The 25,969-nt window shown below is 63.8% G+C and carries 22 protein-coding genes; 6 read left to right on the plus strand and 16 right to left on the minus strand.

The genetic code is table 11. The features are described 5' to 3' along the window. Nucleotides 1–20 precede the first annotated feature (20 nt). The gene (locus E5221_RS23425) at nucleotides 21–374 is read left to right on the plus strand and encodes an MGMT family protein (protein WP_182328991.1); all 354 of its coding nucleotides are present in this window, start codon (nucleotides 21–23) and stop codon (nucleotides 372–374) included. 43 nt (nucleotides 375–417) lie between these two features. Next, nucleotides 418–1,965 carry an AmpG family muropeptide MFS transporter gene (locus E5221_RS23430; protein ID WP_013974096.1) on the plus strand — a complete coding sequence of 516 codons (1,548 nt, stop codon included), beginning with the start codon at nucleotides 418–420 and terminating at the stop codon, nucleotides 1,963–1,965. 115 nt (nucleotides 1,966–2,080) lie between these two features. Here E5221_RS23430 and E5221_RS23435 read toward each other — a convergent pair whose 3' ends face one another. The 3 genes from E5221_RS23435 to E5221_RS23445 all read right to left on the minus strand — a co-directional run bounded on the left by E5221_RS23435 (nucleotide 2,081) and on the right by E5221_RS23445 (nucleotide 4,982). After that, nucleotides 2,081–3,325, minus strand: a complete 1,245-nt coding sequence (locus E5221_RS23435; RefSeq protein ID WP_247846532.1) for an MFS transporter — start codon at nucleotides 3,323–3,325, stop codon at nucleotides 2,081–2,083. 214 nt (nucleotides 3,326–3,539) lie between these two features. After that, complete coding sequence (locus E5221_RS23440) at nucleotides 3,540–4,382, minus strand: mechanosensitive ion channel family protein (protein ID WP_015271698.1); 843 nt, start codon at nucleotides 4,380–4,382, stop codon at nucleotides 3,540–3,542. Between the two features lie 114 nt (nucleotides 4,383–4,496). Beyond that, complete coding sequence (locus E5221_RS23445; RefSeq protein ID WP_003260761.1) at nucleotides 4,497–4,982, minus strand: YajQ family cyclic di-GMP-binding protein; 486 nt, start codon at nucleotides 4,980–4,982, stop codon at nucleotides 4,497–4,499. 100 nt (nucleotides 4,983–5,082) lie between these two features. Between E5221_RS23445 and E5221_RS23450 the strand changes: the two genes are divergently transcribed. From E5221_RS23450 to E5221_RS23460, 3 genes are read left to right on the plus strand one after another with little or no spacing between them, the layout of a single operon-like run. After that, entirely contained in the window at nucleotides 5,083–6,000 is a 918-nt protein-coding gene (locus tag E5221_RS23450; protein WP_247846533.1) for a putative 2-dehydropantoate 2-reductase, read from the plus strand. A 38-nt stretch (nucleotides 6,001–6,038) separates the two neighbouring features. Further along, entirely contained in the window at nucleotides 6,039–8,069 is a 2,031-nt protein-coding gene (locus tag E5221_RS23455) for an ATP-binding protein (RefSeq protein WP_013974101.1), read from the plus strand. Nucleotide 8,070: 1 nt separating this feature from the next. Then, nucleotides 8,071–8,637: a cob(I)yrinic acid a,c-diamide adenosyltransferase gene (locus E5221_RS23460; RefSeq protein ID WP_247846534.1), complete on the plus strand. Its 567-nt coding sequence runs from the start codon at nucleotides 8,071–8,073 to the stop codon at nucleotides 8,635–8,637. Nucleotides 8,638–8,762: 125 nt separating this feature from the next. Here E5221_RS23460 and E5221_RS23465 read toward each other — a convergent pair whose 3' ends face one another. From E5221_RS23465 to secA, 4 genes are all read right to left on the minus strand, one after another. After that, entirely contained in the window at nucleotides 8,763–9,707 is a 945-nt protein-coding gene (locus tag E5221_RS23465) for a Nudix family hydrolase (protein ID WP_013974103.1), read from the minus strand. Next, a complete protein-coding gene (locus E5221_RS23470; RefSeq protein ID WP_013974104.1) occupies nucleotides 9,704–10,336 on the minus strand; it encodes a glutathione S-transferase family protein in 633 nt (210 codons plus the stop codon). Before E5221_RS23470 ends, E5221_RS23465 begins: the two co-directional genes overlap by 4 nt. A 143-nt stretch (nucleotides 10,337–10,479) precedes the next feature. Next, entirely contained in the window at nucleotides 10,480–11,697 is a 1,218-nt protein-coding gene (argJ, locus tag E5221_RS23475; RefSeq protein WP_023662147.1) for a bifunctional glutamate N-acetyltransferase/amino-acid acetyltransferase ArgJ, read from the minus strand. A gap of 196 nt (nucleotides 11,698–11,893) precedes the next feature. Further along, entirely contained in the window at nucleotides 11,894–14,629 is a 2,736-nt protein-coding gene (gene secA, locus E5221_RS23480; RefSeq protein ID WP_039612997.1) for a preprotein translocase subunit SecA, read from the minus strand. A gap of 390 nt (nucleotides 14,630–15,019) precedes the next feature. On the opposite strand from secA, the gene E5221_RS23485 reads away from it, so the two are divergent. Beyond that, nucleotides 15,020–15,475 carry a DciA family protein gene (locus E5221_RS23485; protein WP_023661964.1) on the plus strand — a complete coding sequence of 152 codons (456 nt, stop codon included), beginning with the start codon at nucleotides 15,020–15,022 and terminating at the stop codon, nucleotides 15,473–15,475. A gap of 47 nt (nucleotides 15,476–15,522) precedes the next feature. Here E5221_RS23485 and lpxC read toward each other — a convergent pair whose 3' ends face one another. The 9 genes from lpxC to murD form a co-directional block, all read right to left on the minus strand. After that, complete coding sequence (gene lpxC, locus E5221_RS23490; RefSeq protein WP_247846535.1) at nucleotides 15,523–16,434, minus strand: UDP-3-O-acyl-N-acetylglucosamine deacetylase; 912 nt, start codon at nucleotides 16,432–16,434, stop codon at nucleotides 15,523–15,525. Nucleotides 16,435–16,546: 112 nt separating this feature from the next. Next, on the minus strand, nucleotides 16,547–17,743 hold the full coding sequence (gene ftsZ / locus E5221_RS23495; RefSeq protein ID WP_003260772.1) for a cell division protein FtsZ: 1,197 nt from the start codon (nucleotides 17,741–17,743) through the stop codon (nucleotides 16,547–16,549). A gap of 55 nt (nucleotides 17,744–17,798) precedes the next feature. After that, nucleotides 17,799–19,055 (minus strand): cell division protein FtsA, encoded by a 1,257-nt coding sequence (ftsA, locus tag E5221_RS23500; protein WP_015271706.1) that lies wholly within the window; start codon nucleotides 19,053–19,055, stop codon nucleotides 17,799–17,801. A 14-nt stretch (nucleotides 19,056–19,069) separates the two neighbouring features. Beyond that, on the minus strand, nucleotides 19,070–19,939 hold the full coding sequence (locus tag E5221_RS23505; RefSeq protein WP_012274056.1) for a cell division protein FtsQ/DivIB: 870 nt from the start codon (nucleotides 19,937–19,939) through the stop codon (nucleotides 19,070–19,072). A 4-nt stretch (nucleotides 19,940–19,943) separates the two neighbouring features. Continuing rightward, nucleotides 19,944–20,900: a D-alanine--D-alanine ligase gene (locus tag E5221_RS23510; protein ID WP_015271707.1), complete on the minus strand. Its 957-nt coding sequence runs from the start codon at nucleotides 20,898–20,900 to the stop codon at nucleotides 19,944–19,946. After that, a complete protein-coding gene (murC, locus tag E5221_RS23515; RefSeq protein ID WP_003260781.1) occupies nucleotides 20,897–22,345 on the minus strand; it encodes a UDP-N-acetylmuramate--L-alanine ligase in 1,449 nt (482 codons plus the stop codon). Before murC ends, E5221_RS23510 begins: the two co-directional genes overlap by 4 nt. Continuing rightward, nucleotides 22,338–23,417: an undecaprenyldiphospho-muramoylpentapeptide beta-N-acetylglucosaminyltransferase gene (gene murG, locus E5221_RS23520; protein WP_061552442.1), complete on the minus strand. Its 1,080-nt coding sequence runs from the start codon at nucleotides 23,415–23,417 to the stop codon at nucleotides 22,338–22,340. Before murG ends, murC begins: the two co-directional genes overlap by 8 nt. Continuing rightward, the gene (ftsW, locus tag E5221_RS23525) at nucleotides 23,407–24,618 is read right to left on the minus strand and encodes a putative lipid II flippase FtsW (RefSeq protein WP_177342433.1); all 1,212 of its coding nucleotides are present in this window, start codon (nucleotides 24,616–24,618) and stop codon (nucleotides 23,407–23,409) included. The genes murG and ftsW overlap by 11 nt, the downstream gene beginning before the upstream one ends. Further along, complete coding sequence (murD, locus tag E5221_RS23530) at nucleotides 24,618–25,964, minus strand: UDP-N-acetylmuramoyl-L-alanine--D-glutamate ligase (protein ID WP_039613069.1); 1,347 nt, start codon at nucleotides 25,962–25,964, stop codon at nucleotides 24,618–24,620. The genes ftsW and murD overlap by 1 nt, the downstream gene beginning before the upstream one ends. Nucleotides 25,965–25,969: the final 5 nt, after the last annotated feature.

A 25,969-nucleotide genomic window follows, 5' to 3' on the forward strand; every position in this document is an offset into this window, starting at 1 on the left:
TGCAGCCCAGAGGGGGCCTGATGTCTGACGGATATGAGCACGCCCTCGACTCCGCCGAGGGCCGACGGACGGTGCTGTATTCGGTACTTGGCCAAGTTCCGGCCGGCAAGGTGGTCAGCTATGGCCAACTGGCCGAACTGGCAGGGCTTGGGCGGGCGGCACGCTGGGTCGGGCGTACCCTCGGGCAACTGCCCGCGGACACTCGCCTGCCCTGGCACCGGGTGCTTGGCGCAGGTGGCAGGCTGAGCCTGGCACTGGGTACCCCGGCTGGGGATGAACAACGGGCGCGACTGCGCGCGGAGGGTGTGAATGTAACCAACAATCGTGTGGATATGACGCGCCATGGCTGGCGCCCGATGGAGCACAGCGGTTAGAGTGCGCGCTTTGTTTTCGCAAACTTGAGGCAGATGTTGGCCCATGCCCCGTAAAACCTGGCGCGCTGCGCTTGCTGCCTATGCCAGCCCGTCAACCTTGGTACTTTTGCTGCTCGGCTTCGCCGCCGGTCTGCCCTACATGCTGGTGTTCTCCACCCTTTCGGTGTGGTTGCGCGAAGCTGGCGTGGCCCGCGAGACCATTGGTTACGCCAGCCTGATCGGCCTGGCGTACGCCTTCAAGTGGGTGTGGTCGCCACTGCTCGACCAATGGCGCCTGCCGCTGCTCGGCAGCCTGGGGCGCCGGCGTTCGTGGTTGCTGCTGTCGCAAGCGCTGGTGGTGATCGGGCTGGTCGGCATGAGCCTGTGCGACCCGCAGCAGCACCTGTCATGGCTGATTGCCCTGGCGGTGTTGGTGGCCTTCGCTTCGGCCACCCAGGACATCGCGGTCGATGCCTACCGCCTGGAAATCGCCGACGACCAGCGCCAGGCTGCACTCGCCGCCAGCTATATGGCCGGCTACCGCGTGGCGGCCCTGCTGGCCACGGCTGGCGCCCTGTTCTTCGCCGAGTGGTTCGGCTCCACTGGCTTCAGCTACCTGCACAAGGCTTGGGCCGGCACCTACGTCATGTTCGCGGTGATGATGCTGCCCGCCGTATTCACCACCCTGATCATGCGCGAACCGCCCGTACCCATGCGTACCCAGCTGTCGGCAGCGCGCTATGGGCTGGTGCACCAGCTGGCCTCGGTGTTCGTGCTGATAATCTTGCTGGTATCGGTACCGGCCAGCTTCACCCAGATGTTCAATACCGGCTGGTCCAGCGTCATCTCCGGTGATGCAACGCCACTGGACCTGCTGCTGGAAGACCGCGCCTTCCTGCGCCTGATCCTCTATGTACTGCTGACCTGGGCGTGCCTGTCGAGCCTGGGCCGTCGCGGCCTCGCGCCGGTGCTGACCCCGGTCAACGACTTCATCGCCCGCTACCGCTGGCAGGCCCTGCTGCTGCTCGGCCTGATCGCCACCTATCGCATGTCGGACACGGTAATGGGCGTGATGGCCAACGTGTTCTACATCGACATGGGCTTCACCAAGGACCAGATCGCCAGCGTCAGCAAGATCTTCGGCCTGATCATGACCCTGGTCGGCGCCGGTGTTGGCGGCCTGCTGATCGTGCGCTTCGGCATCATGCCGATCCTGTTCATCGGCGGTGCGGCCTCCGCGGGCACCAACATTCTGTTCCTGATGCTGGCCGACATGGGCCCGAACTTGCAAATGCTGGTGGTGACCATCTCGCTGGACAACTTCAGCTCCGGCCTGGCCACCTCGGCCTTCGTTGCCTACCTGTCGAGCCTGACCAACCTGAAGTTCTCGGCTACCCAGTACGCGTTGCTCAGCTCGATCATGCTGCTGTTGCCAAGGCTGATCGGGGGTTATTCGGGGGTGATGGTGGAGAAGTTCGGTTACCACGACTTCTTCCTGATCACTGCCCTCCTTGGCGTGCCGACCCTGATCCTGATTGCCCTGCAGTGGCGCCAGGAGGCCGGGCCGGGCAAACCGGTTGCAGAGGAAGGTTCGGCGGCCGAGCGGCCCTGACAGGTTTGTATTGCCTGTAGCGGCCTCTTCGCAGCACAAGGCTGCTCCTACAGAGCTGTGGTGTATCTGTAGGAGCAGCCTTGTGCTGCGAAGAGGCCGCTACAGGCAATAAAGTTTACTGAGCAACAGCCCCCTCACCAGGCCTTCCACCCACCACAAACCACAGCGGCCACAGCGCCAAGGCCCCCGCCACACCCGCCGCCAGGGCAAAGTGCAGCAAGCTGGCCCCGGCCCCAATCATCGCCAGCAGCGCCCCACCCAACCCCAGCAAGGCAATGGTGATCATCCCCAGCATGGCCGAGACCAGGCCCTTGCTCTGCTCGCTGGCGAACAGCGTCATGCGATACAGCACCGCGTTGGCCACGCCCAACCCCAGCGCGTACAGCGACATGCCCGCCACCACGCTGGTCACACTCGGCCAGTACCATGTCGCCAGTCCCATCAGGCACAGGCCGGCCAGGTATGGCCACAATGCACCACGCACCAGCGCCGCCAACGGATAGCGATCGGCAATGCGGTTGATGATCAGGTTGCCCAGGATCAGCCCGCCAAACACCGGCAACTGCCACAAGGCGTACTCCATGGTGCTCAGCCCCTCGTCGTGGATCAGCAGCACCGGCGACAGGCCGATCCAGCCAATCAGCGGCAGACCGACCAGGCCCAGGGCCGCGCTGCCAGCGACAAAGCGGCGGTTGCCCAGCAATTGGCCGTAGCCGGCCAGCAGTGGCAGCAGGTGGATCGGCGTGAATGCCAGGCGCGAGCCGTCACGGCGCTCCACGCCCAAGGTCTCCGGCATCAGCCGGTACAGCAGCAGCCAGGCCACAACCGCACCAATGGCGAAGGCCACGAACAGCCAACGCCAGTCCAGCCACTGCAGCAGCAAGGTGCCCACCAGCGGCCCGAGCAGTGGCGAGAGCAAGGCGATGTTGGCCAGCAGGGCCATCATGCGCACGGCGTCGGCTTCGCTGAAGGCTTCGTTCAGGGCCGGGTAGCTGACCGTGACCACAAACCCCAGGCCGATGCCTTGCAGCAGGCGCAGCAAGTTGAACAGGCCGATGTCGTGGACCCAGAAGGTGGCCAGGCAGGCCAGGCCGAAGAACGCGCAGCCGATCAGCAGCAACGGGCGCCGGCCATAGCGGTCGGCCAGCGGGCCGATCAGCCATTGCAGCACCACGCCCCCCAGCAGGTACAGGTTGAGGGCGTGGGGAATGTATTCGGGACTGGCATTCAAGTCGCCGACCACCACCGGCATGGCCGGCATGACGGCATCGCTGGCCAGGTAGGTGAGCAGCTCGAACAGGGCCAGGGTCAGGCCGAACAGCAAGGCGCGCAGGGGGGTGATGTACAGCAGTGGTTTCATGATGGCGTATCGGGTGTGGCAGGTGGGGTCAGGCTATATGCCAGAAATGGCGGGGTATTGCTGTGAACAAGTGTAAAAAGCCGGGGCCGCTTCGCGCCCCATTGCCGGCAAGCCAGCTCCCACAGGAACAACACAAGCCTGAAGACTGTGATAACCCTGTGGGAGCTGGCTTGCCAGCGATGGGGCGCGAAGCGGCCCCGGCTTCAACGCGGTATTACTGCGCTGCAGTCTCCTGCACCACGCGAATCACCCGCTGCGGGAACGGAATGTCGATCCCTTCGGCCTTCAACCGGTCACGCGCATGCTCGTTGAGCATGAACATCACATCCCAGTAATCGGCAGTCTTGGTCCACAAGCGCAAGGACACTGTGATCGAGCTGTCGCCCAGGGTCGCGACCACCGCCTGCGGCGCCGGGTCGGGCAGCACGCGCGGGTCCTGCGCCAGCTCCAGCAGCACGTTGCGGGCCTTCTGCAGGTCGGCCTCGTAGTCCACGCCCACATCGAACACCACCTTGCGCGTCGGCTGGCGGTTGGTGTTGGTGATGATGCCGTTGGACAGGCTGCCGTTGGGCATGATCACCGTCTTGTTGTCACCAGTGCGCAGCACGGTGTGGAAGATCTGGATGCTGTCGACGGTGCCGGCCACGCCTTGCGCCTCGATCCAGTCACCGATGCGGAACGGGCGAAACATCAGGATCAGCACACCGCCGGCGAAGTTCGCCAGGCTGCCCTGCAAGGCCAGGCCGATGGCCAGGCCCGCGGCACCGATGGCGGCAACGAACGAGGTGGTCTCGATACCGATCATCGACGCCACGCTGACGAACAGCAGCACCTTCAGCACGATATTCGACAAGGTGCTGATGAAGCCCTGCAGCGCCAGGTCGGCGTTGCGCAGGCCAACCAGCTTGCCCAGGCGGGCGCTGACCTTGTTGATGATCCACCAGCCGACCGCCAGGGTCAGCAGCGCCAGCAGCACACGGCTGCCATATTCCATGATCAAGGGGATCCAGGTCTGGGATTGGCGGACCAGCTGATCGACTTCAGCGTTCAAATCCATATTCATCTCCTGATGCCGAGCGGCAAGTACACGGTAGAACTGGCCACGCGCGATGGCGCAGCCCCGGCCCCCATGGACATCATTTGGCCATCGGGGTTCCGGGCGATGCCCACATCAGTCGCGGAAGTTGTTGAACTGCAGTGGCATGTCGAATTCCTTGGTACGCAGCAGCGCAATGGCTTCCTGCAGGTCGTCGCGCTTTTTGCCGGTAACGCGTACCTGCTCGCCCTGGATGGCGGCCTGCACTTTCAGCTTGGCATCCTTGATGGTGGCGACGATCTTCTTCGCCAGTTCCTTGTCGATGCCTTCGCGGAACTTGGCTTCCTGTTTCTTTTCCTTGCCCGAGGCGTACGGGTCCTTGGTTTCCAGGCACTTCACGTCGATCTTGCGCTTGACCAGCGCCAGGCGCAGGATTTCCAGCATCGCTTCGAGCTGGAACTCTTCCTCGGCGGTGAGCATCACGGTCTGCTCTTTGTCCTTGAACTCGAAGGTGCCCTTGCCCTTGAGGTCGTAGCGACGGTCCAGGTCCTTGATGGCGTTGTCGACCGCGTTCTGCACTTCGTGCTTGTCCAGTTCCGATACCACGTCGAACGAAGGCATGGTTGTTCTCCCAAAATAAAAGCGCGCTCAGGCTGAAGATGGAGCGCGCTGGGTTTGACGGTTAAAATGCGGGCTTATTATAACGGGTTGCGAAACGCATATGAGCAGCACCTGGCATATTCTCGGCGCCGGTAGCCTTGGCAGCCTGTGGGCTTGCCGCCTGGCGCGCGCGGGCAAGGCAGTGCGCCTGATCCTGCGTGACGGGCAGCGGCTGCAGGCCTACCAGCAGGCCGGCGGCCTGACCCTGGTCGAACAGGACCAGTCCCGCCACTACGCCATCCCAGCCGAAACCGCGCAGGCACACGGCCCGATCCATCGCCTGCTGGTGGCCTGCAAGGCCTACGACGCCGCCCCGGCCATCGCCGGCGTGGCACCTCGCCTGGCCGAAGACGCCGAGGTGGTTCTGCTGCAGAACGGCCTGGGCAGCCAAGACGAGGTCGCCGACCTGGTGCCCTATGCACGCTGCATCTTCGCCTCCAGTACCGAAGGCGCATTCCGCGAGGGAGATTGGCACGTACGCTTTGCCGGCCACGGCTTCAACTGGCTGGGTGACCCACGCAACCCGACGATCCCGGCCTGGTTCGATGACCTGCATCAGGCTGGCATCCCTGCCGAGTGGACGGTGGATATCCTCACCCGTCTGTGGCGCAAGCTGGCACTCAATTGCGCCATCAACCCGCTGACCGTGCTGCACGACTGCCAGAACGGCGGGCTGCTGGGGCACCTGGGCGAAGTGGATGCGCTGTGCGCCGAGCTGGCCCAACTGCTGCGCCGCTGTGGCCAGCCAGAAGCGGCAGACGGGCTGAACGAAGAAGTGCAGCGGGTGATCCTCGCCACTGCGGCCAACTACTCTTCCATGTACCAGGATGTACGCGCAGGCCGCCGCACCGAGGTGCACTACCTGCTTGGCCATGCCTGCCGCGCCGCCGGCCGTCATGGCCTGCAGCTGCCAGAGCTGGAACGCCTGCTGCAGCACCTGGTCGATAACCTGCGTGTGCGTGGTTTGCCCTGCGACTGACGCAGCCCTTTCAACCGGATACGGATATTGCCTAGCCCATGACTTTGCGCCAACGCCTGGAAAACCTCCCGGTCGGGCAGAAGCTGCTGGCAGCCCTGCTGGTGTTGCTGGTGACCATCCTGTTGGTGGCCAACCTCACCTTCATCAGCGCCGCCTACTGGATCACCCAGGAAAGCATGGCGCCACAGGCGCTGCACACCATCGGCCGGCTGGTGGCCAACCCGCAACTGGCGGCGCGCGCCGGCGATACACCGGACACCGCCAGCGCCCTGCTGAAAGAGCTGGACAGCTACACGCCGCTGCGCGCCGCTGCCGTCTACGGTGGCGATGGCCGCATGTTGGCGCAGCTGCAGCATGGCGAGCCGCTGGCACTGCCCAAGCGTTTTCGCAACATCGACGGCTGGCGCCTGATGGAGTTTCGCAGCACCCAGCTGATCCGCATGCCACGTGACGCCAACCCGCCCGCACACCTGCTGCTGGTGGCCAGCAGTGAACTGCCCACGGCTTTCTATACCGGCACCCTCAGCGCCAGCCTGGGCATCCTGGTGTTCAGCATCCTGCTGTGGATCGTCATCGCCCGACAGATAAAACGCCTGATCACCCAGCCGATCAACCAGCTCGAAGAGCTCAGCCGCCAGGTCACCCGCGAAGAGAGCTATGCCTTGCGCGCGCAGCGCGGTAACGACGATGAAATCGGCAGCCTGGCCGAAGCGTTCAACACCATGCTCTCGCGCATCGAAGCCCGCGAACAGCAACTCAAGCGCACCCGCGACGAGTTTCAGGAGGCCTACGACCAGGCCCAGGGCCTGGCCGAGGAAACCCGCCACACCAATCGCAAGCTGGAACTGGAAGTCCAGGTGCGCAGCAAGATCGAGAAAAAGCTCACCGGCTTCCAGAACTACCTCAACAGCATCATCGACTCGATGCCCTCGGCGCTGATCGCCCTGGATGAACAGCTCTACGTGACCCAGTGGAACCACGAAGCCACGGTACTTTCCGGCACGCCTCTGGACGAGGCGCTGAATCAGCCGATCTTCATTGCCTTCGAACCGCTCAAGCCGTTCCTGCCGCAACTGAAGGAAACAGTGGAAAAGCACCGGGTGGCAAAGATCGAACGGGTCACCTGGCCCAAGGGTGACGACCTGCGCCACTACGCCCTGACCTTCTACCCGCTGACCGGTGGCGGCGGCCGTGGCGTTGTCATCCGTATCGACGACATCACCCAGCGCCTGTCGCTGGAAGAAATGATGGTGCAATCGGAAAAGATGCTTTCGGTCGGCGGCCTGGCCGCCGGCATGGCCCACGAGATCAACAACCCGCTGGGCGCGATCCTGCATAACGTGCAGAACATCCGCCGGCGCCTGTCACCAGAACTGCCGCGCAATCAGGAACAGGCAGAGGAGCTGGGCATCGACCTGCCCACGGTCAACCGCTACCTGGAGAGCCGCGAAGTGCCGCAATTGCTCGACGGCATCCAGCAGGCCGGTGCCCGGGCAGCGAAGATCGTCACCCACATGCTCAGCTTCAGCCGCCGCAGCAACCGTCAGCTGGCGCCGTGCGACCTGCCGGCGCTGATCGATCAGGCGGTTGAAATTGCCAGCAACGACTTCGACCTGGCCATAGGCTTCGATTTCAAGGGCCAGGCCATCGTGCGTCAGTTCGACCCCGACCTGGGGCCGGTGCCGTGCACCGCCAACGAATTGGAGCAGGTGCTGCTCAACCTGCTGAAAAACGCGGCCCAGGCCATCCACCAGCGGCCACAGCCGAGCGAGCCCGGGCGCATCACCCTGCGCACCCGCTTGAGCCCGCCATGGGCGGAAATCCAGGTCGAGGATAACGGCGTCGGCATGCCCGAAGGGGTGCGCAAGCGCACCTTCGAGCCGTTCTTCACCACCAAGGAAATCGGCCAGGGTACCGGGCTGGGGCTGTCGGTCTCGTACTTCATCATCACCAACAACCACAAGGGGCAGATGGAAGTGCAGTCCACGCCCGGCCAGGGCACCTGCTTCACCCTGCGCCTGCCCCTTGGCCAGCCGGCAGCGGTGGCGCCGGCCAAAATGGAGAAATGACATGGGCTACCGCCTGTCGAAGATCTACACCCGCACCGGCGACAAAGGCGAAACCGGCCTGGGCGACGGGCGCCGAGTGCCCAAGGACCACCCGCGAATCGAGGCGATTGGCGAGGTGGACAGCCTGAACAGCCAGCTGGGTTTGCTGCTGGCGGGGCTGGCCGAACAAGGGCTGGATGAAGTGAGCGCGGTGTTGGCGCCGTGTCAGCACCGCCTGTTCGACCTGGGCGGTGAGCTGGCGATGCCCAGTTATCAGGCGTTGAACCTGGCGGAGGTGGAGCGGCTTGAGGCAGCGATCGATGTGTGGAATGAAGAGCTGGGGCCGTTGAAAAACTTCATCTTGCCCAGTGGCTCGGCGCTGGTGGCACAGGCGCATGTGTGCCGGAGCCTGGCGCGCAGTGCGGAGCGGCGGTGCCAGCAGCTGAATGCGCTGGAGCCGTTGGCGGGGGTTGGGTTGGCGTATATAAACCGGCTTTCGGATCTGCTGTTCGTGGCGGCGCGGATCATTGGGCGGCGGCAGGGGGTGGCGGAGGTTTTGTGGCAGCCTGCTGAGAAACCAAACGGCTGATATTTCTGGGGCTGCTGCGCAGCCCATCGCCGGCAAGCCAGCTCCCACAGAGCCCGGTCTGTGCTGCCTCTGTGGGTGCTGGCTTGCCGGCGATGGGCCGCAAAGCGGCCCCAATTACAGGCGACTCAGATCTCAGGCCAGAACGCCCGGATCCCGGCCACACCCTGTGCCCCCGCTTCCCAGGCCTGCTCACGCTCACCCGGCCCTACCCCACCCAGCAGGTAGACCGGCTTGTTGAACCCGGCAATCAACCGCTGTGCCTCGTCCCACCCCAGCGGCACCGCCTCAGGGTGTGTCCGGGTTGCCTGCACCGGCGACAAGGTGACGAAGTCCACGCCCATCTGCTCCGCCAGCGCCAGCTCTTCGGCACTGTGGCAGGACGCCGCCAGCCAGCGCTCCTTGGGGAACGGCCGGCCGTTGGCGGCATATTTGCGCAGTTGTGCAGCCGTCAGGTGCCAACCCGCGGCTGGGAAGTCACCCAGCCACTCCAGCGGCCCCTTGAGCATCAGCTGCGCCTTGCCCGCGCAAAGGCCGACCGCATCCACCGCCACATCGCGATACTTGGGATCGTACATGTCCGGGGCACGCAACTGGATCAGGCGAATGCCACTGGCCACTGCCTTCTGGATGCCCTTGAGCATCTGCGGCACTTCCAGGCCATCGGGGGTGATCAGGTACTGATCCGGCAGGCGCGCGGCTGCAACGATCGGCTTGTTGGCCTCGGGGAATTCGTATTGGGGCAAATCGCGTGGAGCAACCCATTCCAGCGGCTGCCCTTCGGCGCCATGCGGCTCGCCGGCGAATGCCTCGACTTCGCGCACATCCAGCAGCACCTGCTTGTCCGGGTAATCGTGGCTGACCTTGATCAGCGCGCGCGAACGGCTCACCTCGATACCCAGCTCCTCGCGCAGCTCGCGGGCCAGCGCCGCCTCGACGCCCTCACCCTCTTCCACCTTGCCGCCCGGGAATTCCCACAGACCGCCCTGGTGCTGGGTATCGGCGCGCCGTGCGATCAGAATACGGCCGTCAGTACCGCGAATGACAGCAGCTACAACATGAATCCGTTTCACCCTTCACGCTCCGCCAGGCCAGCCTTTTGCCAGGCCTGGAAGGCTGGCCACTGATAAATGGTTTCGATATAAGCCGCTGCCTCTGCAGGCACTTCCACACGGTAGGTGCGCAGGCGCACCGCCACCGGGGCGAAGAAGGCATCAGCCAGGCTCGGCCTGCCGAACAGGAACGGGCCGCTGTCCTTGGCCGCAAGGCGACATTCCGACCACAGTGCAACGATACGGTCGATATCGATTTGAACCTCCAGCGGCACACCGTCCAGCGCCTGGTCGCGGGACAGGTCGAACGGCATCGCGCCGCGCAGGGCGAAGAAGCCGCTGTGCATCTGCGCGCAGGCCGAACGGGCCTGGGCCCGGGCCGCCACGTCGGCAGGCCACAGCTGCGCGTCGGGGTGGCGTTCGTTGAGGTATTCGGCAATGGCCAGCGAGTCGGCGATCACACCGTGCTCGGTCTTGAGCAGCGGTACCTTGCCGGTAGCCGAGAAGGCGAGGATGCGCTGACGGGTGTCAGGCTGGTTCAGCTTGATCAGTGTTTCTTCGTAAGGCACGCCAGCCAGCTCGAGGGCCAGGGCGCCACGCAGCGACCAGGAGGAATACAGCTTGTCGCCGATGATCAGGTGATAGCTCATGGTTCGGCTCCATCGTTTGGGAATTCTGGGGCTGCTCTGCAGCCCTTTCGCGACACAAGGCCGCTCCCACATGAGGCGGTGTACGCAGGTCCTTGTGGGAGCGGCCTTGTGTCGCGATGGGCCGCAAAGCGGCCCCAATTACATCAGGTACGGTACTCGGCGTTGATCTTCACGTACTCGTGGGACAGGTCGGTGGTCCAGATGGTTTCGCTGCACTGGCCACGGCCCAGCTCGATACGGATGGTGATCTCTTCCTGGGCCATAACCTTGGCGCCCTGGTCTTCGGTGTAGCTCGGGCTACGGCCGCCTTTGCTGGCAATGCACACGCTGTCCAGGTACACATCGATCAGGCTCACGTCCAGCTCCGGTACGCCGGCACGGCCGACGGCGGCGAGGATACGGCCCCAGTTGGGGTCGGAAGCGAACAGCGCAGTCTTGATCAGCGGCGAGTGGGCCACGGCGTAGCCGACGTCCAGGCATTCCTGGTGGTTGCCACCGCCGTTGACCTGCACGGTAACGAACTTGGTGGCGCCTTCGCCGTCACGGACGATGGCTTGGGCCACTTCCATGCACACTTCGAACACTGCCTTCTTCAGCGCTTCGAACAGTGCGCCGCTGGCTTCGGTGACTTCCGGCAGGTTGGCCTTGCCAGTGGCAATCAGCATGCAGCAGTCGTTGGTCGAGGTGTCGCCATCGATGGTGATGCGGTTGAACGACTTGTTGGCGCCGTCCAGCATCAGGTCCTTGAGCACCGCCGGGGCAACCTTGGCGTCGGTGGCGATGTAGCCGAGCATGGTGGCCATGTTCGGGCGGATCATGCCTGCACCCTTGCTGATGCCGGTGACGGTAACCGTCACGCCATCGTGCTGGAACTGGCGGCTGGCCCCCTTGGGCAGGGTGTCGGTGGTCATGATGCCGGTGGCAGCTTCAGCCCAGTGGTTTTCCGACAGGTTGTCGAGGGCGGCCTGCAGTGCGCCTTCGATCTTCTCGACCGGCAGCGGCTCGCCGATCACACCGGTGGAGAATGGCAGTACCGACTCGGCCGGTACGCCGGCCAGTTCGGCCAGCTTGGCGCAGGTGCGCTCGGCGGCGGCCAGGCCTGGCGCGCCGGTGCCGGCGTTGGCGTTACCAGTGTTGGTCAGCAGATAGCGCACGGTGCCCTGCACACGCTGCTTGGACAGGATCACCGGCGCTGCGCAGAAGGCGTTGAGGGTGAACACGCCAGCCACGCTGGAGCCTTCGGCGCAGCGCATGACCACCACATCCTTGCGCCCCGGGCGCTTGATGCCGGCAGAAGCGATGCCGAGTTCAAAACCCGGAACCGGGTGCAGGGTGGGCAAAGGACCAAGACCAACAGCCATTAGAGCGCTCCTAGAAAATACGGTGAACAGGTGATGGAAGAGCGGGGCCGCTTCGCGCCCCATTCGCGGCACAAGGCCGCTCCTACAAGGACATCGCAACCATTGGGGCGGGCGCGGTCCCTGTAGGAGCGGCCTTGTGCCGCGAATGGGCCGCAAAGCGGCCCCGGATGTTTCAGGTTACAACAGCCTGGTCAGATCACTCGATCTGCCCGTGGCAATGCTTGAACTTCTTGCCCGAACCACACCAGCACGGCTCGTTGCGGCCCAGCTTCTGCTCGTTGCGCACCGGTGCCGAGGCAACGGCCACTTCGGCGCCCTCCTCGTTCAGCTGCTCGCTTTCCAGGCCCGGAGCAGCGGCATGCTGGAACTGCATGCGGCTGGCCAGTTCCTCGGCCTCGCGGCGCAGGCGTGCTTCCTCTTCGACCGGGTCTTCGCGGCGAACCTGAACGTGCGACAGCACGCGGATGGTGTCGCGCTTGATCGACTCGAGCAGCTCCTGGAACAGGCTGAAGGATTCGCGCTTGTACTCCTGCTTCGGGTTCTTCTGCGCATAACCACGCAGGTGGATACCGTGACGCAGGTGGTCCATGGTCGACAGGTGGTCTTTCCACAGGTCATCCAGCACACGCAGCAGGATCTGCTTCTCGAAGGTACGCAGGGCTTCGATACCGGCCTGGTCTTCCTTCTCGGTGTACGCGGTGGTGATTTCGTTCAGCAGCTTCTCGCGCAGGGTCTCTTCGTAGAGGTGATCGTCCTCGTCGAGCCACTGCTGGATCGGCAGCTTCATGGCGAAATCGCTGGCCAGCGCAGCCTCCAGGCCGGCCACGTCCCACTGTTCGGGCAGCGACTGCGGCGGAATGTGCTGGCTGATGGTAGCGTCCAGTACTTCCTTGCGGAATTCGACGATGGTGTCGCCGATGTTCTCGGCGGCCAGCAGGCTGTTGCGCATGTGGTAGATCACCTTGCGCTGCTCGTTGGCCACGTCGTCGTATTCCAGCAACTGCTTGCGGATGTCGAAGTTGCGGCCTTCGACCTTGCGCTGGGCCTTCTCGATGGCGTTGGTGACCATGCGGTGCTCGATGGCCTCGCCGGACTGCATGCCCAGCGCCTTCATGAAGTTCTTCACCCGGTCAGAGGCGAAGATACGCATCAGGCTGTCTTCCAGCGACAGGTAGAAGCGGCTGGAGCCCGGGTCGCCCTGACGGCCGGAACGGCCACGCAGCTGGTTGTCGATACGGCGCGATTCGTGGCGCTCGGAAGCGATCACGTGCAGGCCACCCGACTCGATCACCTGCTGGTGACGCTTCTGCCAGTCGGCCTTGATCTGGGCAATCTGCTCGGCGGTCGGGTTTTCCAGGGCTGCCACTTCGGCTTCCCAGTTACCGCCCAGCAGGATGTCGGTACCACGGCCGGCCATGTTGGTGGCGATGGTCAGGGCACCTGGCGCACCGGCTTGCGCGATGATCTCGGCTTCCTTCTCGTGGTACTTGGCGTTGAGCACCTTGTGGTCGATACCTTCCTTCTTCAGGAGGTTGGACATGTGCTCGGAGGTTTCGATGGTCGCAGTACCCACCAGCACCGGGCGCCCCTGCTTCATGCTTTCCTTGATGTCGGCGATGATCGCGGCGTATTTCTCGTCGGCGGTCAGGTACACCAGATCGTTGAAGTCTTTACGTGCCAACGGTTTGTTCGGCGGAATGACCATCACGTTGAGACCATAGATCGACTGGAACTCGAACGCTTCGGTGTCAGCGGTACCGGTCATGCCGGACAGCTTGGTGTACAGGCGGAAGTAGTTCTGGAAGGTAGTCGAAGCCAGGGTCTGGCTCTCGGCCTGGATGTTCAGGTTCTCTTTTGCTTCGATGGCCTGGTGCAGGCCTTCGGACAGACGGCGGCCCGGCATGGTACGGCCGGTGTGCTCGTCGATCAGCAGGACCTGGCCGTCCTGGACGATGTATTCGATGTTGCGGTGGAACAGCTTGTGCGCGCGCAGGCCGGCATAGACGTGGGTCAGCAGGCTCAGGTTATGCGCCGAATACAGGCTCTCGCCCTCGGCCAGCAGGCCGGACTGGGTGAGCATCTCTTCGATGAACTGGTGACCGGCTTCGTTCAGCTCGACCTGACGGCTCTTTTCGTCAATGGTGAAGTGGCCTTCCTGGGTGACCTGGCCTTCCACTTCCTCGATGTGCTGGGTAAGGCGCGGGATCAGACGGTTGATCTCGATGTACAGCTTGGAGCTGTCCTCGGCCTGGCCGGAAATGATCAGCGGGGTACGCGCTTCGTCGATGAGGATGGAGTCGACTTCGTCGATTACGGCGAAGTTCAGTTCACGCTGGAACTTCTCTTCCTGGCTGAACGCCATGTTGTCGCGCAGGTAGTCGAAACCGAATTCGTTGTTGGTGCCGTAGGTGATGTCGGACGCGTAGGCGGCACGCTTTTCTTCCGGCGGCTGGAAGGCCGAGACGATGCCGACCGACAGGCCGAGGAACTCGTACAGCGGGCGCATCCAGTTGGCGTCGCGGCGGGCCAGGTAGTCGTTGACGGTGACCACGTGCACGCCCTTGCCGGACAATGCGTTGAGGTACACGGCCAAGGTACCGACCAAGGTCTTGCCTTCACCGGTACGCATTTCTGCGATCATGCCCTCGTGCAGGGTCATGCCACCGATCAGCTGCACGTCGAAGTGGCGCATGCCCATCACGCGCTTGCCGGCCTCACGGGCCACGGCGAAGGCTTCAGGCAGCAACTGGTCCAGTGTCTCGCCTTTGGCCAGGCGCTCCTTGAACTCTGCGGTCTTGCCCCGCAGTTGCTCGTCGGAGAGGGCCACCATCTTCTCTTCGAGAGCATTGACGATGTTCACCGTCTTGAGCATGCGTTTGACTTCACGCTCGTTCTTGCTTCCAAAAAGTTTCTTTAACAAAGGCGCAAACATATCGGCAGGATCTTCCACACGTAGGGATGGAGGGCGGCCCCATGAGTCGCCCGTGCAGCCCTGAGGCCGCATGCGAACGAGCATTCTACCCGGAAACGATGGTGAGGAAAGTGGTGGATTTCCACGATGCTTGGACAGCGTTTTGGCGGGGGCTTGTTTTAGATAGGGGCATTTTCCCTGAGTTCAAGGTTCGGGAAGATGAAACGTATCGAGAATGAGTCTTGTCTTTTGTTATCTGTGCCGGCCTCTTCGCGGGTAAACCCGCTCCCACAGGATCACCTACACATCAAGGGCAGTGCCGTACCTGTGGGAGCGGGTTCACCCGCGAAGAGGCCAGTGCAGGCTATAGAGATGTTAGACTGCGGACCATGTAACCTCATGCGTACCACCATGGCCTACAAACCCTCCCCCGCCCAGCCGCCCTCGGCCCTGCTCCGCCAGGTCCGCCCGCTGCGCCTGCTGCTGAACCAGGCCGAACGCCTGGAGCACCTGCAGCGCCTGCTGGAAAGCCAGCTGCAACCGGCCGCCCGCGAGCACTGCCATGTGGCGTCGTGGCGCGATGGCACATTGTTGCTGGTGGTGACCGACGGCCATTGGGCAACCCGCCTGCGCTATCAGCAGAAACGCTTGATGTCTGCATTACAGGCCATGGAGGCATTCGCCAACCTCAGGCGCATCCTGTACAAGGTCCAGCCACCGCTGGTGCCAGCCAAGCGTGGCGGCAATGCCGCAGAACTGTCCAATAACGCAGCCGAGAGCCTGCGCGATACCGCCGAGGGCATCACTGACCCCAAGCTGCGTGCAGCACTGGAACGATTGGCCGCCCACGCCCGTGACAAGCCATAAAAAAGGCCACCCGAAGGTGGCCTTAATGAACTAGAGAGTGTTCGAACTTACACGGCCGCAACAGGGCGCATGTACGAGATCGGTGCCGTGCTGGCATCTTCGAAGGTGACCACTTCCCAGGCATCGGTTTCGGCAATCAGCTTGCGCAACAGCTGGTTGTTCAGCGCGTGGCCGGACTTGTAGCCCTTGAACTCGCCGATCAGGCTGTTGCCCAGCAGATAAAGGTCGCCAATGGCGTCGAGGATCTTGTGCTTGACGAATTCGTCATCGGAACGAAGGCCGTCTTCGTTGAGCACACCGGTCTCGTCGACCACGATGGCGTTCTCGACACTGCCACCCAGCGCAAGGTTGTGCTTGCGCAGGTACTCGATGTCACGCATGAAGCCGAAGGTACGGGCGCGGCTGACTTCCTTCACGAACGAGGTGCTGGAGAAGTCGACGACCGCACTCTGGGTCTGGCCCTTGAGGACCGGATGATCGAAGTCGATCTCGAAGCTCACCTTGAAGCCGTCGAAAGGCAGGAAAGTGGCGCGCTTGTCGCCCTCTTCCACGGTTACCTCACGCAGGATGCGGATGAACTTCTTGGCTGCGTCCTGTTCTTCCAGGCCGGCAGACTGAATCAGGAATACAAAGGGTCCGGCGCTGCCATCCATGATCGGCACTTCCGAGGCGGAGAGCTCGACGTAGGCGTTATCGATGCCCAGGCCCGCCATGGCGGAGAGCAGGTGCTCGACCGTATCGACCTTGACGTCACCGTTGACCAGCGTCGTCGACATGGTTGTCTCGCCGACGTTGGCCGCGCGCGCCGGGATTTCGATCACAGGGTCGAGGTCGGCGCGGCGGAAGACGATGCCGGTGTCAACAGGTGCAGGCTTGAGGGTCAGGTAAACCTTCTCCCCGGAGTGCAGACCGACACCTGTGGCACGGATGGTATTCTTCAGGGTGCGTTGTTTAATCATGGCATTGGCCGCTTCAGCGCAAATTGCGAACAGGTATCAACAAAGGCTGGGGATGATAACAGACCCAACCTTTGATGAATACCAATCACCTTTATACCCCTGATAAATTCCATTAATCAGCCTGACGACGCAGGAATGCCGGGATATCAAGGTAGTCCAGGTCATCCTGAGGGTTCAGTTTAGCGGCTGCAGCAGCACCTGCATGAGCCTGGTTGCGCATTACGGTCGGGCGCTCCAGGTCACGGTAGTTGACCGCAGGCTGCTCCTGGCGAACCGGCGCCGGGTTGGAGGCCTCGTACACCTGCTGGGCAGTCTGCAGGGTGTTGTCGACCACCTTCACAGGCTTCTCGATGCGCGCGCCCAAGCCAGTGGCCACTACGGTCACGTGCAGCTCGTCACGCATGTCAGGGTCAATCACGGTGCCGACCTTGACCATGGCGTGGTCGGAGGCGAAGGCTTCGATGATGCTACCCACATCGGAGTACTCGCCCAGCGACAGGTCAGGGCCTGCGGTGATGTTCACCAGGATGCCGCGGGCGCCCTGCAGGTTGACGTCTTCCAGCAGCGGGTTGCGGATCGCTGCCTCGGTGGCTTCACGTGCACGGTTCGGGCCGCTGGCGCAGCCAGTACCCATCATGGCCATGCCCATTTCACCCATCACGGTACGCACGTCGGCGAAGTCGACGTTGATCATTCCCGGGCGCTTGATGATATCGGAGATACCGCGCACGGCACCGGCCAGTACGTCGTCGGCCTTGGCGAAGGCGGACAGCAGGCTGGCATCCTTGCCCAGGATGGTCAGCAGCTTCTCGTTGGGGATGGTGATCAACGAGTCGACGCTTTCGGCCAGCATGCGGATGCCTTCATCGGCGATCTGCATGCGCTTGCGGCCTTCGAACGGGAACGGACGGGTCACCACGGCAACGGTGAGAATGCCCATTTCCTTGGCCACTTCGGCGATGATCGGCGCTGCACCGGTACCGGTACCGCCGCCCATGCCAGTGGTGATGAACACCATGTTGGTGCCCTGCAGCACTTCAGCGATGCGCTCACGGTCTTCCAGCGCGGCCTGACGGCCGACTTCCGGATTGGCACCGGCACCCAGGCCCTTGGTCACGCCAGTGCCCAATTGCAGGATGGTGCGCGCGCCGATGTTCTTCAGCGCCTGGGCATCGGTGTTGGCGCAGATGAATTCCACGCCTTCGATGCTGCTCTTGACCATGTGGTTGACGGCGTTGCCGCCACCACCGCCAACACCGATCACTTTGATGACCGGGCTTTGCGGGACGTTGTCTACGAGCTCGAACATTTTCCCTCTCCTTACAGTTCTCTAGTTGTCGCGCCTACCACTACTGCTTTGAAACTTAGAAATTGCCCTGGACCCAGCGCTTGAAGCGTTCAAGCACTGGAGCCTTCGGTTCATCGCCATAGCTGTTGTTGCTGCTGTTACCGGTCAGGGGCAGGTCTTCGGTCTGCTTCTGCAGACCGTAGGTGAGCAAGCCCACGCCGGTGGAATAGATCGGGTTGCGAACCACGTCGCTGAGCCCCCGAACGCTGTGCGGTACGCCCAGGCGTACCGGCATGTGGAAGATTTCCTCGGCCAGTTCCACGGCGCCTTCCATCTTCGCGGTGCCGCCGGTGAGGACGATGCCGGCCGGCACCAGGTCCTCATAGCCACTGCGGCGCAGTTCGGCCTGGATCAGGGTGAAGAGCTCGTCGTAACGTGGCTCCACCACCTCGGCCAGGGCCTGGCGCGACAGCTCGCGCGGTGGGCGATCGCCCACGCTCGGCACCTTGATGGTCTCGCCGGCGCCAGCCAGTTTGGCCAGGGCGCAGGCGTAGCGGATCTTGATTTCTTCGGCGTACTGGGTCGGAGTACGCAGCGCCATGGCGATGTCGTTGGTCACCTGGTCGCCGGCAATCGGGATCACCGCGGTGTGACGGATCGCGCCCTCGGTGAAGATGGCGATGTCGGTAGTGCCACCGCCGATGTCCACCAGGCACACGCCCAGCTCTTTTTCATCGTCGGTCAGCACCGAGTAGGCCGAGGCCAACTGCTCGAGGATGATGTCGTCGATTTCCAGGCCGCAACGGCGTACGCACTTCTCGATGTTCTGCGCCGCGTTGACCGCGCAGGTGACCACGTGGACCTTGGCTTCCAGACGTACGCCAGACATGCCCAGCGGCTCGCGCACGCCTTCCTGGTTGTCGATCACGTAGTCCTGCGGCAGGGTGTGCAGCACGCGCTGGTCGGCCGGGATGGCAACGGCCTGGGCGGCGTCGAGTACGCGCTCCAGGTCGGCCAGGCTCACCTCGCGGTCGCGGATGGCGACGATGCCGTGGGAGTTCAGGCTGCGGATGTGGTTGCCGGCCACGCCGACGAAGGCCGAGTGGATGCGGCAGCCGGCCATCAGCTGCGCTTCTTCCACGGCGCGCTGGATCGACTGCACGGTGGACTCGATGTTCACCACCACGCCTTTTTTCAGGCCGCGGGACGGATGAGTACCGATCCCGACGATTTCCAGGGTGCCGTCCTCGCCCACTTCACCCACCAGCGCCACCACCTTGGAGGTGCCGATGTCCAGCCCGACGATCATTTTGCCGCTATGCGCGTTTGCCATGGTCCTGCCTCTCTCTAATTCTTCGCAACGGCGGGTTGGGCCGTCGTCGGTGCAATCGGTTCCCGCCAACCAACGGCAAGTCCGTTGGAGTAACGCAGATCAATGCGGGCGATAGTGGTGATCTGGTCTTTGAGTGTCTTGTCGTAAATGGCAATGAAACGGCGCATCTTCTCCACCAGATGGTCGCGCCCCAACAGCAGCTCGATGCCCGGCCCGGCGCTGCTCGCGCCCGTGGTCAGGAACCAGCTGCCTCGCTCGCGCAGCTCCAGGCGAGCGATGGAAAAGCCCAGGGGGCGCAGCATCTGGCTCAATACCTGGTACTGCTGCATGACTTGTTGCTGAGCACGCTGCGGCCCGGCCAGCTGCGGCAGGTGCTCGTAGTTGGCCAGTTCGCGCGGGGTGAAAGCCTGGCCCTGGTTGTTGAGCAAGGCTTCGTCACCCCAGCGCGCCACCGGCAACTGTTCTTCCAGGCGGATCACCACCTCGTCTGGCCACACCCGGCGCACTTCTGCATGGGCGATCCACGGCATCTGCTCGAGTTCTGCGCGCATCGCCGGCAGGTCGACGCTGAAGAAGCTCGCTGCCACATAGGGCGCGATACGCTGCTGCACCGACTGCTGGCTGATGTAGCTGAGGTCGCCCTGCACGTCGATCTTGGTGATCGGCCGGTCGGCATATGGCATCAGGCGAATGGCGCCCTCGTAGGCGCCAAAACCGGCCGCCACCAACAGCACCGGCCACAACAGGCGCTTGAGGCCACCCAGGCTTGGCCGCGGCAGGCGCGCCGATACGGGCTCGTCGGCCACCAGCCTGCTGGCACCACGCGGCACCGGCTTGCTACGGCCGGTAACGGGTTGCTGCTGACGTATCATCGCGCCTTGCATGGTTTTAACCTCGCGTCGCCACGCTCTCGGCCAGGATCGCCAGCACCAGTTGCTGGAAGTCCAGGCCGGCCGCGCGGGCCGCCATGGGCACCAGGCTATGGTCGGTCATGCCGGGTGCGGTGTTGACTTCGAGCAGCCAGAACCGGCCCTGCTCGTCCTGCATCACGTCCAGCCGCCCCCAGCCTTCGATGCCGATGGCATCGCAGGCACGCGCGGTCAGGTCGATCAGTTCCTGTTCCTTGACGCTGTCCAGGCCGCAGGGAATGCGATACTGGGTATCGTTGGCGATGTACTTGGCGTCGTAGTCGTAGAACACGTGCGGCGTACCCAGGGCGATCGGCGGCAGCACCTGGCCGCGCAATACCGCGACGGTGAACTCCGGCCCGTGGATCCACTGTTCCACCAGTACCTGGGAATCGTATCGGGCGGCATCCTGCCAGGCGGCGACCAGTTCCTGGGCGCTGTTCACCTTGGCCATGCCGATGCTGGAACCTTCATGGGCGGGTTTGACGATAAGCGGGAAGCCCAGTTCCGTACTGGCCTGCAAACAATCGCTTTCGCTCGCCAGCACCGCGTGGCGCGGGGTCGGAATGCCCAGGCTCTGCCACACTTGCTTGGTGCGCAGCTTGTCCATGGCCAGTGCCGAGGCAAGGATGCCACTGCCGGTATAGGGAATGCCCAGGCACTCGAGCAGGCCTTGCATGCTGCCGTCTTCACCGCCACGGCCGTGGAGGATGATGAAGGCGCGGTCGATCTTCTCGCTTTGCAGGCGGTCGAGCAGGTCGTCACCCACGTCGATGGCGACCACGTCGACACCGGCGGTGGTCAGCGCGTCGATCACTGCGGCGCCGGACTTGAGCGACACTTCGCGCTCGGCGCTCTTGCCGCCGTACAGCACCGCGACGCGGCCGAACGCCTTGACGTCCAGGGTCGAGTGCAGTTTGTCGTAGGCGCTGGTCATTTCGACTTCTCCTGCTTGGCGCCAGCGAACAGCGGGCTTTTCATCAATTGAGGGGCCAGGCCGCCGACATCACCGGCACCTTGGCAGATCAGGATGTCGCCAGCGCGCAGCAGTGGCTTGACCAGTGGCGCAAGGTCGACACCACGTTCGATGTAGATCGGGTCCAGCTTGCCGCGCTGGCGGATGCTGTGGCACAGCTGGCGGCTGTCGGCGCCGGGGATCGGCTCTTCGCCAGCCGGGTAAACTTCCATCAGCAGCAGCACATTGGCATCGCCCAGCACCTGGACGAAATCGTCGTACAGGTCGCGGGTACGGCTGTAGCGGTGCGGCTGGTAGACGATCACCAGGCGGCGGCTTGGCCAACCGCCGCGCACGGCCTGGATCACCGCAGCCACTTCGGTCGGGTGGTGGCCGTAGTCGTCGACCAGCATCACGCTGCCGCCTTCGACCGGCAGTTCGCCGTACACCTGGAAGCGGCGGCCGACGCCCTGGAACCCGGACAGGCCCTGGACGATGGCTTCGTCAGTGATGCCTTCGTCAGTGGCGATGGCGATGGTGGCCAAGGCGTTGAGCACGTTGTGGTTACCGGGCATGTTCACCGACACCTCCAGCGGCTCGCGATCACGACGCAGCACGGTGAAGTGGGTCTGCATGCCCATCTGGCGAACGTTGATGGCGCGGACGTCGGCCTCGTCGCTGAAGCCATAGGTCACGGTCGGGCGCTTGACCTGTGGCAGGATCTCGCGCACCACCGGGTCGTCCAGGCACATAACGGCCAGGCCGTAGAACGGCAGGTTATGCAGGAATTCGACAAAGGTTTTCTTCAACTTGTTGAAGTCACCTTCGTAGGTCGCCATGTGGTCGGCGTCGATGTTGGTGACCACGGCCACCATCGGCTGCAGGTGCAGGAAGCTGGCATCGCTCTCGTCTGCTTCGGCAATCAGGTAGCGGCTGGTACCCAGCTGGGCATTGGTGCCGGCAGCGGTCAGGCGGCCACCGATGACGAAGGTCGGGTCCAGGCCGCCAGCGGCGAACACCGAGGCCAGCAGGCTGGTGGTGGTGGTCTTGCCGTGGGTGCCGGCAACGGCCACGCCATGGCGATAGCGCATCAGCTCGGCGAGCATCTCGGCACGCGGCACCACCGGAATGCGCCGCTCGAGGGCGGTGGCGACTTCCGGGTTGGCTGGGTTGATGGCGCTGGAAACCACCAGCACATCGGCAGTGGCGGCGTTCTCGGCGCGGTGGCCGACGAAAATCTCGGCGCCGAACGACTCCAGACGCTCGGTGACCGGCGAAGCCTTCAGGTCGGAACCGGACACTTCATAGCCCAGGTTCAGCAACACTTCGGCAATGCCGCACATGCCCACGCCGCCGATACCGACGAAGTGGATACGGCGGATACGGCCCATCTTTGGCTGGGGCATGGCTTTCTGGCTTTCAACCATGGGCCACCTCCAGGCAGATATCGACCACGGTGCTGGTTGCGGCAGGTTTGGCCAGGCGCCGTGCGGTGCCTGCCATGACGTTGAGTTTCTCGGGTTGCATCAGCACCTCGTTCAGGCGTTCAGCGAGCTGCGCTGCGCCAGTTGTCGCTTGTGGCATCAGGAAGGCAGCGCCTTCCCGGGCCAGATATTGGGCGTTGTGGGTCTGGTGGTCGTCGATCGCATGGGGCAATGGCACCAGCATCGAAGGCAGGCCCGCTGCCGCCAGCTCACTGACGGTCAAGGCGCCGGCCCGGCACACCACAATGTCGGCCCAGCCATAGGCTTGGGCCATGTCCTTGATGAAGGGCTCTACCTGAGCCTCGACGCCCGCCTCGCGATAACGCTCGGCGGTGGCCGGCGCGTGTTGCTTGCCGGCCTGGTGGAATACCTCTGGCCGCAGCGCGGGGGGCACTTCGGACAGGGCCTTAGGCAACAATTTGTTCAATGGTTCCGCCCCCAGGCTGCCGCCCATCACCAGCAGGCGCGCACGGCGCTCGGCCAGCGGCGCGCGCAGGGCGTCCATGAACAGCTCCGGGCGCACCGGGTTGCCGGTCGTGCGCAGTTTGTCGCTGGCGGCGAAGGTGGCCGGGAAGGCTTCGCAAACACGCGCAGCCAGCGGCAGCAGCAGGCGGTTGGTAGTACCGGCGCGAGCGTTCTGCTCGTGGATCACCAGCGGTACGCCGCACAGGCGTGCGGCCACGCCGCCTGGGCCGGTCACATAGCCACCGAAGCCGACCACGCATACCGGCTTGAGCTCTTGCACGATACGCCGCGCCTGCAGCACGGCCTTGACCAGGGTGAACGGCGCCTTGAGCAACGACAGCTTGCCCTTGCCGCGAAGGCCGCTGACCTGGATCAGATGCAACGGCAGGCCGGCCTGGGGCACCAGTTCGTTCTCGATGCCACGCGGGGTGCCCAGCCAGTGCACGCTGTAACCGCGCGCCTGGAATTCACGGGCGCAGGCCAGGGCCGGGAACACGTGGCCCCCGGTGCCGCCCGCCATGATCAGTACGTTCCTGCCGTCAGCGGCCATGATTGGTCTCCTCGGCAAAATCGCTTTCGCTGAATTCGTGCTCCTCACTGCCCAGGTGCGTACGGCTTTCCCACTCGATACGCAGCAACAGACCCACGCAGGCACAGCAGATCACCAGCGAGCTGCCCCCGTAGCTGAGGAACGGCAGGGTCAGGCCCTTGGTCGGCAGCAGGCCGACGTTCACACCGATGTTGATCAGGAACTGGCCGATCCACAGGAAGGCCAGGCCGAACGCAACATAAGCGGCAAAGAACTGTTTGGCTTTTTCAGCCCACAGGCCGATATACAAGGCACGCACAGTCACGAATACGAATAGCGCGATAGTCAGCAGCGAGCCGACCACGCCAAGTTCTTCGGCCAGTACCGAGAACACGAAGTCGGTGTGCGCTTCAGGCAGGTAGAACTGCTTCTGCACGCTGTTGCCCAGACCAACGCCGAACCACTCGCCACGGCCGAAGGCAATCAGCGCCTGGGTCAGCTGGTAGCCCGAGCCGAACTGGTCGGACCACGGGTCGGTAAAGGTAATCAGGCGAGCCATACGGTAAGGCTGCGCCTGTACCAGGACGAACACCGCAACCACCGCCAATACCACCATCAGGCTGAAGCGGAACAGCCCCACCCCGCCGAGGAACAGCATGGCCGCCGCCGCGCCCATCATCACCACGGTGGCACCGAAGTCCGGCTCCATCAGCAGCAGGGCAGCCATGGGCAGCAGCACGATGAATGGCTTGAAGAAGCCCATCCAGGTTTCGCGTACCTCGGTCTGCCGGCGCACCAGGTAGCCGGCCAGGTAGATGACCACGAACACCTTGGCTATTTCCGAAGGCTGCACGTTGAAGAAGCTGAAGCCGATCCAGCGCATGGAACCGTTCACTTCGCGGCCGATACCCGGCACCAGCACCAGCACCAGCAGGCCGAAGGCCCCCAGCAGCATCAGGAAGCCCATACGCTGCCAGGTGGCGATCGGCACCATCATGGTGGCGCCACAGGCGACCAGCCCAAGGAACACGTACACCAAGTGGCGGAACATGTGGTAAAGCGGGTTGCCAGACTGCACCGCAGCCACTTCCGAGGACGCCGAGGTGATCATCACCAGGCCCAGGCCCAGTAAAGCCAGGCAGCCGGCGAGCATCGCGAAGTCCAGGTCGATGCCACGGCCGCTGATCAGCGGCGACGGATAGGGCTTGAGGATGCCAAAGATCATGCAAGGCCTCCCGCTGCCTGGGCGAACAGGCGCCCGCGTTCTTCGAAGTTCTTGAACATGTCGAGGCTGGCGCACGCCGGCGACAGCAGCACGGCATCACCCGCCTGGGCCAGTTCGGCGCATTGCTGCACGGCGTCGTCAAGGGTCTTGACGCGGACCAGTTGCACGCCATCACCCAGGGCTTCGGCCAGGCGCTCGGCATCACGGCCAAGCAGCACCACGGCGCGGCAGAAGCGCTTGACCGGCTCGCGCAACGCGGCGAAGTCGGCGCCCTTGCCATCGCCACCGGCGATCAGCACCAGCTTGCCTTCGATGTCGGCACCCAGGCCTTCGATCGCGGCCAGGGCAGCACCGACGTTGGTGGCCTTGGAATCGTCGTACCAGTTAACGCCGTTGCGCTCGCGCACCCACTGGCAACGGTGGGCCAGGCCGCCGAACTCGCGCAGTGCCTCGAGCATTGGTTCGAACGGCAGGCCGGCAGCGTGCCCCAGAGCCAGAGCCGCCAGGGCGTTGCTCTGGTTGTGGGCGCCACGAATCTTCAGCTCACGCGCCGGCATCAGCGCCTGGAACTCGAACGCCAGGTATTTCTCGCCGTCCACTTCGCGCAGGCCGAAGGCCTTGAAGTCCGGCTGGTTCAGGCCGAAGGTCCAGCATGGGCGGCCTTCCACCGGCAGCGGTCGGCTCAGGGCGTCCTGGCGGTTGACCACGACCTGGCGGGCACCACGGAAGATCCGGTGCTTGGCCAGGTGGTAGGCCGGCAGGCCGCTGTAGCGGTCCATGTGGTCTTCGCTGATGTTCAGCACGGTGGCCACTTCGGCGTTGAGCTGGTCGGTGGTTTCCAGCTGGAAGCTGGACAGTTCCAGCACGTACAGCTCGACGTCATCGGCCAGCAGGTCCAGCGCCGGGGTACCGAGGTTGCCGCCCACCGCCACGCGCTTGCCTGCCTTGGCGGCCATTTCGCCCACCAGGGTGGTGACGGTGCTCTTGGCGTTGGAGCCGCTGATGGCAATGATCGGGGCCTTGGCGTGGCGGGCGAACAGTTCGATGTCACCGGACAACTTCACCCCACGCGCGGCCGCCTGCTGCAGGGCCGGGGTGGCCAGGGCCAGGCCGGGGCTGACATACAGCTCGTTGGCGCGGCACAGGAAGTCCACGTCCAGTTCACCACAGCGCACTTCCACCTGCGGGTAATCACGGCGCAGGGTGTCCAGTTCCGGCGGTTGCTCGCGGGTGTCGGCGACCGCAAAGGCAATGCCCCGGCTCGCCAGGAAGCGAACCAGGGACATGCCGCTCTTGCCGAGGCCGACAACGATGCGGAATTGGTCGGAAGCGATCAAGGACACGCTCA

This window comes from Pseudomonas sp. A2 (assembly GCF_023100865.1).
Lineage (GTDB): Bacteria > Pseudomonadota > Gammaproteobacteria > Pseudomonadales > Pseudomonadaceae > Aquipseudomonas > Aquipseudomonas asiatica.

Excerpts from the sequence above, each read along its gene's own strand:
- E5221_RS23425 (WP_182328991.1), top strand. The coding sequence starts at position 21 with ATGTCTGACGGATATGAGCACGCCCTCGACTCCGCCGAGGGCCGACGG.
- E5221_RS23430 (WP_013974096.1), top strand. The coding sequence starts at position 418 with ATGCCCCGTAAAACCTGGCGCGCTGCGCTTGCTGCCTATGCCAGCCCG.
- E5221_RS23435 (WP_247846532.1), bottom strand. The coding sequence starts at position 3,325 with ATGAAACCACTGCTGTACATCACCCCCCTGCGCGCCTTGCTGTTCGGC.
- E5221_RS23440 (WP_015271698.1), bottom strand. The coding sequence starts at position 4,382 with ATGGATTTGAACGCTGAAGTCGATCAGCTGGTCCGCCAATCCCAGACC.
- E5221_RS23445 (WP_003260761.1), bottom strand. The coding sequence starts at position 4,982 with ATGCCTTCGTTCGACGTGGTATCGGAACTGGACAAGCACGAAGTGCAG.
- E5221_RS23450 (WP_247846533.1), top strand. The coding sequence starts at position 5,083 with ATGAGCAGCACCTGGCATATTCTCGGCGCCGGTAGCCTTGGCAGCCTG.
- E5221_RS23455 (WP_013974101.1), top strand. The coding sequence starts at position 6,039 with ATGACTTTGCGCCAACGCCTGGAAAACCTCCCGGTCGGGCAGAAGCTG.
- E5221_RS23460 (WP_247846534.1), top strand. The coding sequence starts at position 8,071 with ATGGGCTACCGCCTGTCGAAGATCTACACCCGCACCGGCGACAAAGGC.
- E5221_RS23470 (WP_013974104.1), bottom strand. The coding sequence starts at position 10,336 with ATGAGCTATCACCTGATCATCGGCGACAAGCTGTATTCCTCCTGGTCG.
- argJ (WP_023662147.1), bottom strand. The coding sequence starts at position 11,697 with ATGGCTGTTGGTCTTGGTCCTTTGCCCACCCTGCACCCGGTTCCGGGT.
- secA (WP_039612997.1), bottom strand. The coding sequence starts at position 14,629 with ATGTTTGCGCCTTTGTTAAAGAAACTTTTTGGAAGCAAGAACGAGCGT.
- E5221_RS23485 (WP_023661964.1), top strand. The coding sequence starts at position 15,020 with ATGGCCTACAAACCCTCCCCCGCCCAGCCGCCCTCGGCCCTGCTCCGC.
- lpxC (WP_247846535.1), bottom strand. The coding sequence starts at position 16,434 with ATGATTAAACAACGCACCCTGAAGAATACCATCCGTGCCACAGGTGTC.
- ftsZ (WP_003260772.1), bottom strand. The coding sequence starts at position 17,743 with ATGTTCGAGCTCGTAGACAACGTCCCGCAAAGCCCGGTCATCAAAGTG.
- ftsA (WP_015271706.1), bottom strand. The coding sequence starts at position 19,055 with ATGGCAAACGCGCATAGCGGCAAAATGATCGTCGGGCTGGACATCGGC.
- E5221_RS23505 (WP_012274056.1), bottom strand. The coding sequence starts at position 19,939 with ATGCAAGGCGCGATGATACGTCAGCAGCAACCCGTTACCGGCCGTAGC.
- E5221_RS23510 (WP_015271707.1), bottom strand. The coding sequence starts at position 20,900 with ATGACCAGCGCCTACGACAAACTGCACTCGACCCTGGACGTCAAGGCG.
- murC (WP_003260781.1), bottom strand. The coding sequence starts at position 22,345 with ATGGTTGAAAGCCAGAAAGCCATGCCCCAGCCAAAGATGGGCCGTATC.
- murG (WP_061552442.1), bottom strand. The coding sequence starts at position 23,417 with ATGGCCGCTGACGGCAGGAACGTACTGATCATGGCGGGCGGCACCGGG.